Here is an 11,508-nt window from a genome sequence, read left to right on the forward strand (position 1 = left end):
GTTTGGGCAGATGGTCTACACCAGCCGTCCCTTCACCCGGTAGCCATACATGCCAAACAACAGAATCACTAGGTAGCAGACCATTGGGATGAGGTAGCCAATCTGGATGTTGTCGCCGCGCAGGTCGATGAGGGTGCCCATGAGGGGCGGCATGATGGCGCCGCCCACGATGGACATCACCAGCCACGACGAGCCGGGCTTGGTGTCGTCGCCGAGGCCAGCAATGCCCAGGGCGAAGATGGTGGGGAACATAATGCTCATAAAAAAGCCCAGGCCGCCCAGCGCGTAAATGACGTAGGCGCCATCGCCGAACACGGCCACCGCGCACAGCGCCATGGCGACCACCGCATAAATCGAGAGCAGCCGCTGCGAGGCGATGTACTTCAGCAAAGCGGTGCCAATGAAGCGCCCCACCATAAACAGCAGCCCGTACACGGCCAGGTAGTAGCCGGCCATTTTCTCATCGACGCCCGCCCCCTGCTTGGCCATCCGGATGAAGAAGCTCGTGACGCACACCTGCGCGCCCACATAGAAAAACTGCGCCACCACGGCCCAGGTTAGGTGCCGGTGTTTCAGCACCGCGAAGAAGCCGCCGCCTTCCGACGGCTCGGCTTCGGCGGCTCGCACTTCGGGCAGCTTGCTGAAAAAGAACAGCACCGCCACAGCCACCAACACGCCGCCCAGCACGATGTAGGGCAGCTTCACGGCCGCGGCTTCGTGGTTGAGGTAGGTGGTGCGGATGGCATCGGGCATGGCGGCCAGCTGGGCCTTCGTGTACTCCTTGCCCGATAAAATCAGGTTGGCGCCGATAATGGGGGCCACGAAAACCGCCAGCCCGTTGAACGAGGCCGCCAGGTTCAGTCGGCTCGTGGCCGACTCGGGCGGGCCGAGCACGGCGGCGTAGGGATTGGCGGCGGTTTCCAGCGTGGTCAGGCCGCAGCCGATGATGAACAGCGCGGTCAGGAACAGGCCGTAGGAGCGGGCATCGGCGGCGGGCACGAACAAGAAGGCCCCACCCGCGAAGGCCAGCAGCCCCAGAATAATGGTGAATTTGTAACCCAGCCGCTTCAGCAGTATCCCGGCCGGAATGGCCATCAGGAAGTAGGCCAGAAACACGGACGTATCCACCAGGGTAGACTGCAGGTTGTTGAGCTGGCAGGCTTTCTGGAGGTGCGGAATCAGGATGGAATCCAGGCTGTGCGCCATGCCCCACAGAAAAAACACGCCCACCACTAGGCTAAACGGTAGCAGGTAGGTGCGGGCACTGACGGGGCCGCCGGTAACCGGTGGCGGAATGGAAGCAGGAGCAAGGGCCATTGGGTGGGATTTTAGAGAGTTGAGTCAGGGTATTAGGCGCGTAATTTCACCACCAGCAGGTGGTCGCAGGCCAAAACCACCTCGCCGTGCTCGTTGATGACTTCCACGTGCTCGGTCACGGTGCCGTAGCCAGGCTTTTTACCTTCTTCCTTGGCCGAAATTGTGACTTCGGAATGGATGGTGCTGCCAATGAAAACGGGCTTCACGAACCGCAGCCGGTCGTAGCCTTTGGAGAAGGCTTCGGGGTTGATTTCGGAGGCGGTGAGGCCGATACCGATGCTGAAAATCATGGTGCCGTGCGCAATGCGCTGGCCGAAGGGCTGGGTTTTGCACCACTCCGCGTCGAGGTGGTGGGGGAAGAAGTCGCCCGTGTGCCCGGCGTGGACCACGAAGTCCGTTTCGGTGATGGTGCGGCCGAGGGTCACGCGCTTGTCGCCGAGGGTGTAGTCTTCGAAAAAGGTCGATTTGAAGTACATAGGAGTGTAGCTTGGACTCTGCGAGTCCGAGCGCGAGCGCAGCGAGCATCTGCGTTCGCGAATGAATAAATTACCTGGCGCAGATGCTCGCTGCGCTCGCGCTCGGACTCGCAGAGTCCAAGCTACTTTCCATCGCTCGACGCGTAAGCTGCTTCCACCACGGCCATGGTTTTTATCACGTCTTCCACGCTGGTAGGCAGCACGTCGGTTTCGCCATTTTTGAAGCGCATCAAGCTGCCCATCGTGCCCATAAAAGCATCCGGAAACCAAGAGCCTTCCAGCGCTATGGTGTGCCAAACCGGCTGTTCGCCCTCGTGCATGATGCAGTATTCAAACTTATCGGGCACGCCGTGGGGGTAGTTCATGAGCAGGCCCATGCGGGCTTTGATGGCGCCTTTCGTGCCCTCCCATTTGATGAAGCTCTCCTGGTTTTCGGGGCCGAAGGCATGGTCGTGGTTGGTGTTGATGACGGCGTGCATAGTCTCGCCGTAATCGAAGAGGATGGTAGAGCGCGACGACGACAGTGCTTTGGCCGGGTGGCGCAAGGTTTTGGCCATCACCCGGCTAGGCTCGCCCAGGAAGCTGCGAATCAGGTCGATGTAGTGGATGCTGTGGTACTGGATTTCGAGACGCGGATGCACCATCACGTGCGGAAACAGCTCCCAGGGCGTTTCCAGCGTCACGCGCACTTCCATGTCGTACAACTCGCCGATGAGGCCCTGGCGCAGCATCTCGCGGGCGGCGGCCACGTAGGGCGCGAAGCGCAGCTGGCAGTTGATGGCGGCCACTAGATTTTTTCGGCGACAGACCTCCAGAATTTCCTGACTCTGCCAGAAGTAGTCGCCCATCGGCTTCTGAATCAGCACGCCCGCGCCGTCAGGTAGCTGGTTCAGCGTTTCCACAAACTGCTCGGGCATGATGGTGACGTCGTACACGGCTTCGGCTGGCGCGTGGGCCACGGCCTCGGCCACCGAGTCGTACACGTGCGGGATTCCCCAGGCAGCGGCCAGCTTCTCGGCCCGCGCCCGGGTGCGGTTGGTGATGCCCACCACCTCAAACCCAGCATTGCGGTAGGCCGGCAAATGCGCGTCGTTCACAATGCCGCCGGCCCCGATGATGACGATAGGCAGCGGCCGTTGCGGCAGCACGGGCAGGTAGGGAATGTCGTGGTTTTCTAGCTTAAACATGGTCGAGCGCGTTAATTTTCTGTTGGCCGGCGGCAAGTAATTTCGCCACGGGCGCATCGGTGTTGATGGCCTGCAGCACCACCTCGTCGATGATGCTGGCAATCTGCGCCCAGTTGGCTTTGGGCGGGAGGCTTTGGGCCTGCTGGTGCAGCATTTCGAGCTTGTGGTAGTAGGGCACGAGGGCGTTGATTTCGGGGTCGTGCCAGGTAGAGAGGCGACAGCCGATGCCGCCTTCCAGGGTCAGGAACTTGTCGTTTTCGGGACGGGTGGCGAAGCGCAAGAAGTCGTAGGCCACGGCCTTGTGCCGGCTGCCCGAACCGATGGCGTAGAGCCAGTACACGTTCAGCGAAGCCGACTGCCCGCCCGCCCCGTGCGGAATCGGGGCAATATCGACCCGGCCGCGCACCGGGCAGGCCGCGTCCACGTCGCACACGGCCGCGAAGCCAAACCAGTTCACCATCATGGCCGCTTCGCCCCGCGCAAACGCCTGACCGGCCGCTACCGACTCGTACTGCATGGTCTGCGGGTGCCCGGCGGCCTGGTCGCGCAGCAGCTGGCGGTAGAAGGCGAGGCCGTCGGTCGCCGCCGCGCTGTCGATGCGGACGCGGCCCTGCGCATCAACCAGCTGGCCGCCGCGCGTCCAGAGGTGCAGGCAGAAATCGAACACCGTGTTGTGGCCGTCGGGGAAGCCAGCGGCGACGAAGCCGAACAGGTTGTCGGCGGGCCGCTGGAAGAAACGCGCCACTGTCTGGAAGTCGTCCCAGGTTTCGGGCACTTGCAAGGGTCGGCCGTGCAGCTCCTGAAACCGGGCTTGCTCTTGCTGGCTCTCAAACAGGTCTTTGCGGTAGATGAGGCATTCCGGCCCATCGTGAAACGGCAGGCCCATTATGGCATCACCAACTTGCTGCATGCCCAGCAGCGAGGGGCTCCAACCGGCGGGAAAATCAGCGGGCGGGTTCTGTTGAATGTAGGGCGTCAGGTTTTCGAGGGCGCCGGTGCTAGCGGCTTCGGGCAGCCAGTCGGTGTTGATGTGGGCCACGTCCCAGGTGCCGTTTTGTAGACCCTTATCGGTGAGCAGACTGGCGTAGAGCTGGTGCAAATCCATCGGTATCATCTCCACGGCCAACTTGCAGCCGGTTTCCTGACAAAAGCTGGCCCACAGCTTCGCCATAGTGCTTTCGAAGGGGCCAAACTGCCGCACGGCAATGTGAAACGGGGGCTGCTCAGGCATCATGGCGGGCGGGTTGAAACGTGGCGATTTCGGCGAGAATGGCAGCGTTGTTTTGGCCCAGCTGCGGAGAGCCAACAGGGGAAGTCAGCAGCTCGCCATCGAGGCGGATGGGGCAGCGGGTGGTGCGGTAAGCGTAGCCGTCGGCCATCGTTACTTCCTGCACCATATTGAGCGCGGCAAAGCCTTCGTGGGCCAGCAACCGGTCCCAGCTCAGCACGTTGGCGCACCAGATGTCGGCGGGCTCCAGGATGGCGAGCCAGGCTTCGGTAGTACCGGTTTTCAGATGCTCGGCCAAGGTGGCTTTTATCTCGTCGCGTTGCGTGAACGCCTGCGCGGGCTCCGGGTAGCTCAGCAACGATTCGCAGCCCAGCAGCCGCCCCAATACCGGAATCGAACCCATGGCCAGGGCCAGAAACCCGTTGCTGGTCTGGTAGATGCCGTAGGGCGCGCCGAGGTAGGAGTGGGCGCTGTTGTGGGCGGTGCGCTGGGGCAGCGCGCCGCCGTCGTTGAAAAAGGTGGTGAGGGTTTCGAACTGGAAATCGAACGCCGATTCCAGCATGCTCACCTGCGCCAGGCCGCCCTCGCCGCGGGTGCTGCGGCGCACCAGGCAAGCCAGCAGCCCCTGCGCGAGGTGGGCGCCGGCCAGCATGTCCACGATGGACAGGCCCAAGGGCACGGGGCCGGCGTCGGCGTTGCCGCTCAGCCAAGTCAGGCCCGAGACGGCTTGCAGCAGCAGGTCCTGGCCGGGCTTGTCGCGCCAGGGACCTTCGGGGCCGTAGCCGGATATTTCGCCGTACACCACGTTGGGGTTCTGCGCCTTCACACTGGCGTAGTCGAAGCCAAGGCGCTCCATCACGCCGGGGCGGTAGTTGTGCATCACCACGTCGGCCCGGCGCACCAGTTCCCAGACTTGCGCGCGGTCGGCGGCATTTTTGAGGTCGGCCGCGAAGCTTTCCTTATTGCGGTTGATGGCGTGAAATACCGACGACTCGCCGTTCATGATGACGTTCGAGGTGTAGAGGTGTCGGCAGATGTCGCCCGTTTCGGGCCGCTCGATTTTGATGACGCGAGCGCCCAGGTCGGCCAGGCGCAGGGCGGCGGAAGGGCCGGAGAGGAACTGGCTGAAATCGACTACTAGGAGGTCGGCGAGGGGTTTGGCCCTTGCGTCAACCTCACCCCCTAGCCCCCTCTCCTGCGGAGAGGGGGGACTAGTTTCTAGCTCCAGCGTAGATTCCAGAGCTAGTTCCCCCTCTCCGCAGGAGAGGGGGCTAGGGGGTGAGGTTACCCCGGCGAGCAAACCAAATTCCGTCTGAATCGCCGCCGTATCCTGCCCCGGCATCGGCGCGGCCTTATCCGAGTACAGCTTCGCCCCATCAATCCGAATGGGGCAGCGCGTGGTAGCTAGCTGCTGCCCATCAGCCAGCTTCACCAGTTGCTGCATGCCCAGCACCTCGTAGCCGGGGCTGCTGGTGGCTCGCTGGTAGTTCAGCACCTCGGCGCACCAGATGCCCAGCGGCTCTAGCTTCGCGAGCCAGGCGGCGGTGGGGTGTTCGCGCAGGGCAGCGGCGAGCCGGGCGGCGATATCGTCCCGTCCGTCGAACCAGGAGCTGGCGGTGGGGTAGTCGGCCAGAATGCCCAGGTTCAGCGTCGCATCGAGCTTGTCGAGGTTGCCCATGGCCAGGGCCAGGTGGCCGTCCTGGGTTTGGTAGATGCCGTAGGGGGCGCTGAGGTAGGCGTGAGCGGTGCCGCGCGCCGCGCCGCGCCGGGGCAGCTGGCCGCCGTCGTTCAGGTGGGTGGTCAGCAGCTCAAACTGAATGTCGAGTACCGACTCCAGCAGGCTCACTTCGACCAGCGCGCCCTGGCCGGTTCGACCGCGCCGGACCAGCGCCGCCAGCAGCCCCTGCGCGAAGTGCGAGCCGCAGATAATATCGGCCACCGCGATGCCGAAGGGCGTCGGCCCGTCGGCCGACGTACCCGACAAATACGTGAGGCCAGACATGGATTGAATCAGCAAGTCCTGGCCCGGCTTGCTGGCCCAGGGGCCGGTGGGGCCGTAGCCCGTCACCACGCCGTAGATGAGGCGCGGGTTCAGCACCCGCACGGCGTCGTAGCCAAGGCCGATTTTCTCCATGATGCCCGGCCGGAAGTTGTGGGTCATCACGTCGGCCTGAGCCAGCAGTTGCTTCACGCGGGCGAGGTCGTCCGGGTTTTTCAGGTCGGCGGCGTAGGATTCCTTATTGCGGTTGATGGTGTGAAAAACCAGGCTGCTGCCCTCTACAAACAGGTTTTTAATAGCAATCTGGCGACCGGCCTCGCCGGTGCCCGGCCGCTCAATCTTGATGACACGGGCGCCGAGGTCGGCCAGGCGCAAGCCGGCCGAGGGGGCGGCCAGGAACTGGCTGAATTCGATGACTAGGAGGCCGGATAGGGGGAGGGACATGGTAGGTTTGGGATTGGATGTAGCGTGGACTCTGCGAGTCCGCGCAACGAGCGTAGCGAGTAATGACGTGAGGATGTGAGGGCGCGGGCTACTCGCTGCGCTCGTGGCGCGGACTCGCAGAGTCCACGCTACATCTTTCTGGATTTCACATACAGCTCGTTCAACTCGCTCAGCAGCGCCCGCTCGTCGCCGCCGTTCAGCAGGTACTGGCGCACGGGCCCGCCGGCGTGGTCCTGGAAGAACATGTGGCCGTGGTAGCGCGGGCGCAGGAAAGCGCGCTGCAAGGCCGGGAGCGTGGCAGCGAAGTAGTTGCTGGACTGCGCATTCACGTGCTCATCTTGCCAGGCGGTGAGGTGGCCGGGCTGGCCGCCGTTGTCGAAGTACAGGGTTTGCTGGCAGGCGGGCGCAGCCACGAATTCGGCGTAGCGCACGGCGGTTTCAACTTCGGCACATTTGGCCGAAATGGCGAGGCCGGTGCCGCCCAGCGTGCTGCGCAGGCGCGTGCCGCCGGGCGTCAGGCTCACCATGTCGTGGAAGTGTAGCAGGTGGCGGGCGTAACCTCGGCGGGCGTAGTTGGAGTAGCCGTAGGCGAAGGGGCAGTAGGCCAGCGCGTCGGTTTGGGTCATGGCCTCGTAGGTCTGAATGGGGTTGCGGTGGAAGCAGGCTGGGTCGACTTTGCTAGCGAGCTGGCGGAACAGCTGGAGCGCCTGGATGCCAATAGCTTCGCTCACTACCTCGTTTTCGCGTTGGCAGGGGTCTTCGCCCAGCGAGCAGCAGAACATGTAGAAGCTCATCAGCGTGTCGATGGGGATGAGCGAGAAGGCTACGAGGCCACGGTCAGCCAAGGCCAGCAGGTCGGCGAAGGTTTCGGGGAGAGTGAGGCCGTGCTGGGCCAGCAGGTCGGGGCGGCTGGCGGCCACGGGCGTGGCCGCGTCGATGGGCAGGGCCCACTGGTGGCCGTTGAAGCGGTAGCTTTCGAAGGAGTGCCCCACGGTATTGGCCTGCTGGTCGGTCATAAATTCGGCCGGTAGGTATTCATCCAAAGGCAAAATGGAGCCGGTGCGCGCCGCGAAGCCGGCCCACGGATGGTCAATTACCAGCAAGTCGAACCGCTCGGCCAGCTGCTGAATCGACTCATCGGCAAACTGTTGCAGGGAGCGTTTCTCCCAAGTGATGTGCACGTTGGGATTCAGCTCGGCGAAGCGCTGGCCGGTGGCGGCCATCGGCACGAAGCCCCGGCTGTGGTTCCAGGTGATGCCTTTCAGGTGGATGGGTTCGGTGGGCATTGGGGTGGTGGTTTTAATTGCTGGGAAACCAAACGGCGCAGGCGGGGAACCTCACCCCCGGCCCCTCTCCCGCGGAGAGGGGTGCCAGGCGACAGCTTACGTCAGGCTCCCCTCTCCGCGGGAGAGGGGCCGGGGGTGAGGTGACTCGCGTCAGGTTGGCGTTAGAATTTTATTCGTTGGGCGGTAGCACCAGTAGCATCCTTTTTGCCGCTGATGGGCAACAGGTAGAAGCTGTAGCTGTAGGGTTTCGAGGGCAACTGATATTGGTCGATGGGTGCGGCCTGGGCGTCCCAGCTGGTGTTGCCGCCGACGCCCATTTGGGCGAGGTCGATGTTGAGGGTGATGAAGCCGGCGTCCTTGAGCTTATTGGTGTGGCGGGCCGTCTGGATGTTCTGCTCGGTGTGGGGCCAGGCGCTCATGCTTAGCAGGCTATCGGCCACGACGAGCAGGCCGGATTTCTGCTGGTCGGCGAGCTGCATCCAGCGCACGTCGGTGCGGTTGGCGTACTCCATGGGCACCACGTAGGAATCGGCAAACTCGGCCAGCGGCTGGGTGTAGATGCCCGCGTCGAAGCCGTAGCGGCGGTCGATGTAGTTTTCCATCGGGCCACGGCCGTAAAAGCTGATGTTATCGTAGGCGCGCTTGATGCCAAGCTGCATCCCCACGCGCGGGATGTTGGGCAGGCCGGCGGCGGGCGTGAGGGCGTACGCTACGCGTAGCGTGCCGTCGCCGTTTAGCGTGTAGGTCACGCGCACGGTGGTTTTGCCGTCGATGAGGCTGTAGGTGCTGGTGAGGCTGGGGCGGCTGGCGGTGCTCTGGTCGAGGGTGAGGCTTTGCAGCTTGGGCTCAGCCGCGAACCACTCTTTCAGCTTCTTGTCGGCCTTCCAGCCGCGCCGGTCGTTGTCGGTGAGCGGGCGGGTGAAGTGGGGCAGCAGCGGGGCGGCCAGCTGCTCGGTGCCCTGCCAGCGGTATGAGGTGAGCGCGCCGGTGGCCTTGGTAATACTCACCTGGAAGTCCTTGCCACTGAGCACATAGGCAGTGGGCTCTTCCCGAATATTCACCGCCGGGGATGTTTTGGCCGGCTTCGCGGGTTGGGCCAAACCGGTCAGAGCAAACTGGTTGCTGGCGACTTCGTGGCCCGCAGCAGCCCAAGCGCTGAGCTGGGGTAGCGTGAAGGAAATAGTGGCCAGGTACTCCGCCCCGGCCTTCATTTTGGGCAGGTAGGGCTTGAGCGAAATCACCGTGTCGCGCCCGGCCGCCAGCCGCAGGCGCGGCAGCAGTTTGGTGCTCACCACGCGCCCGTCTTCGCGCACCACCAAGCGCACGGCGTAGTCGGCCAGCGACTTACTGGCGTGGCGGTTTTCCACCTTAATCAGGTCCTGGCCGGCATCGGTGAGCGTGCATTCGGCGGGCTGGTACACGCGCTTGCACTCGTAGATAGCGGCGTGGGCCTTGCCGTCCGAGGCCACGATGCCTTTGATGGTGAAGTCGTCGTAATACTTCTCCTTGAAGTCGCCGCCGTAGGCGTAAAACGCGGTGCCCGTGGAGTCTTTTTTCAGTAAGCCTTGGTCCTTAAACTCCCAGATGCACCCGCCGATGATGCGCTTGGTGGCGCGCCAGCCGTCCCAGAATTCCTTCATGTTGCCGGTGGCATTGCCCATCGAATGGGCGTATTCGCAGAAGAAAATGGGGCGGTTGTCGCCGTTTGGCTGGTTGGCCAGCAGCTCGGCCGTGAACAGGCCGGGGTACATGCGGCTCACCATGTCCACGTAGGCCTGGTCGCGGGGCGTCTGGATGCGGTAGGCGTGGTTTTTGGGGTAAGCAGGGTCGTTGGGGTCGATGTAGCCTTCCACGTGCGGGTCGCCCATGGCGGGCTCGTAGTGGATGGGCCGGGTGATGTCGAAATCGTGCAGCCAGGCGGCCATGGCAGCGTGGTTGGGCCCGCGCCCGCTCTCGTTGCCGAGGCTCCAGAAGATGATGCTGGGGTGGTTTTTGTCGCGCAGGGCCATGCGCATGCTGCGCTCCTGGTAGGCGGCGGTCCAGGCCGGGTCGTTGCTGAGCTTGGAGCCCAGGCCGTGGGTTTCGAGGTTGGCCTCATCTATGACGAGGATGCCATACTCGTCGCAGAGGTCGTAGAAGTACGGGTCGTTGGGGTAGTGGCTGGTGCGGATGCAGTTGAAATTGAACTGCTTGAGCGTGCGCACGTCTCCCCGGATGTCGTCGCGGTTCACGGCCATGCCCTTGGTGGGGTGGTGGTCGTGGCGGTTCACGCCGTAGAGGTAGGTGAGCTTGCCGTTAATCAGCAGCTTGCCGTTTTCTTTCGAAAACTCAATGCTGCGAAAGCCAACTTTGCAGCTTTTGGCCTCCAGCACTGCGCCGGTTTTATCGGTCAGCGTCAGTACCAGCGTGTAGAGGTTGGGGGCCTCGTCGCTCCACTTCAGCGGGTTGCGGATGGTGGTTTCAAGCAGGCCGAACTTGGCGTTGTCGAGGCGCGGGTAGGGCTCGTTGATGATGCTTTCGGCGGTGCGCTGCAAAGGCTGGGGCAGCACCGGCGCGCCCGTTTGGTCGAAGAGCTGGGCCTTCACCTGATAGCCCGAAATGTCGTTGCTGCCGGTCAGGTTTTCGAGGCGCGGGCGGATGCTCAGCACGGCATCTTTGTACTGCTTATCGAGCTTAGCCTGCCAGTGGAAGTCGGCGATGCGCAGCTTGGGCTCGGCCAGCAGCAGCACCTCGCGGAAGATACCGCTCAGCCGCCAGTGGTCCTGGTCTTCGAGGTAGGAGCCATCCGACCAGCGCATTACCTGCACCGATACCACGTTCTCGCCCGCCTGCAGGTAGGGCGTCACGTTGAACTCCGAGGGCAAACAGCTGTCCTCACCGTACCCCAAAAACTTCCCATTTACCCACACCTTAAACGCGGAGCTGACGCCGCCAAAGTGCAGCGTCACGTTCTGGTTCTGCCACCCGGCCGGTACCGAAAACGTGCGCTGGTACGAGCCCACACCGTTGTAATCCTGCGGCACGAACGGCGGGTTCACGGGCCGAAATGGGTACTTGGCGCTCTTGTAAATAGGCAGGTCATAGCCATGCATCTCCCAATTCGAGGGCACGGCCAGCTGCTTCCAGCCATGCACGCGGCTTTTGTAGAAATCCTTGGGTGCATCGGCGGGTTTTATGGCAAAGTTGAAATCCCACAAGCCATTGAGCGACAGCAGGCGCGGCGTCTTGTTACGGTCACCGAGCAGGGCGCCTTTTTCGGTGGGGAAAGAGTAGGCCGTGGCGCGCGATTTGTCGCGGTTCAGCTCCGTGATTTGCGGGATTTCCCAGGCGTCGCCTTCGGGCCCGGCGTAGATTTTGGGTGGGTTGGAAACGCCGGGGAAGAAGTACACGCTGGCTTCCTGGGCGTGGGCTGCGAAGGTTAGGAAAAAGCAAACCAGAACCATGTAGAGACGCGACACTTCGCGTCTCGGCGGTGCTGATGTTGTTGGAATTGCGCGGTTTCGGCCGTTCAACGCCGAGACGCGAAGTGTCGCGTCTCTACACTCTACCCGTTTGCGTAAAATAATTTGAG

The 11,508-nt window shown here is 63.0% G+C and carries 7 protein-coding genes; all 7 read right to left on the reverse strand.

The window, feature by feature from the left end; genetic code table 11:
• Positions 1-15: 15 nt before the first annotated feature.
• Complete coding sequence (fucP, locus tag Q5H92_RS07625) at positions 16-1,317, reverse strand: L-fucose:H+ symporter permease (RefSeq protein WP_305010911.1); 1,302 nt, start codon at positions 1,315-1,317, stop codon at positions 16-18.
• Positions 1,318-1,349: 32 nt separating this feature from the next.
• Positions 1,350-1,793, reverse strand: a complete 444-nt coding sequence (locus Q5H92_RS07630; protein WP_198978039.1) for a MaoC/PaaZ C-terminal domain-containing protein — start codon at positions 1,791-1,793, stop codon at positions 1,350-1,352.
• Positions 1,794-1,915: 122 nt separating this feature from the next.
• Positions 1,916-2,980, reverse strand: coding sequence for a Gfo/Idh/MocA family protein (locus tag Q5H92_RS07635; RefSeq protein WP_305010912.1), 1,065 nt, complete (start codon positions 2,978-2,980; stop codon positions 1,916-1,918).
• Positions 2,973-4,214 carry an ABC transporter substrate-binding protein gene (locus tag Q5H92_RS07640; RefSeq protein WP_305010913.1) on the reverse strand — a complete coding sequence of 414 codons (1,242 nt, stop codon included), beginning with the start codon at positions 4,212-4,214 and terminating at the stop codon, positions 2,973-2,975. Before Q5H92_RS07640 ends, Q5H92_RS07635 begins: the two co-directional genes overlap by 8 nt.
• Positions 4,204-6,651, reverse strand: a complete 2,448-nt coding sequence (locus Q5H92_RS07645; protein WP_305010914.1) for a CaiB/BaiF CoA transferase family protein — start codon at positions 6,649-6,651, stop codon at positions 4,204-4,206. The genes Q5H92_RS07640 and Q5H92_RS07645 overlap by 11 nt, the downstream gene beginning before the upstream one ends.
• A gap of 128 nt (positions 6,652-6,779) precedes the next feature.
• On the reverse strand, positions 6,780-7,937 hold the full coding sequence (locus Q5H92_RS07650; RefSeq protein ID WP_305010915.1) for an ABC transporter substrate-binding protein: 1,158 nt from the start codon (positions 7,935-7,937) through the stop codon (positions 6,780-6,782).
• A gap of 161 nt (positions 7,938-8,098) precedes the next feature.
• Entirely contained in the window at positions 8,099-11,380 is a 3,282-nt protein-coding gene (locus Q5H92_RS07655; protein WP_305010916.1) for a glycoside hydrolase family 2 TIM barrel-domain containing protein, read from the reverse strand.
• Positions 11,381-11,508 lie beyond the last annotated feature (128 nt).

It is taken from the genome of Hymenobacter mellowenesis (assembly GCF_030581005.1).
GTDB lineage: Bacteria > Bacteroidota > Bacteroidia > Cytophagales > Hymenobacteraceae > Hymenobacter > Hymenobacter mellowenesis.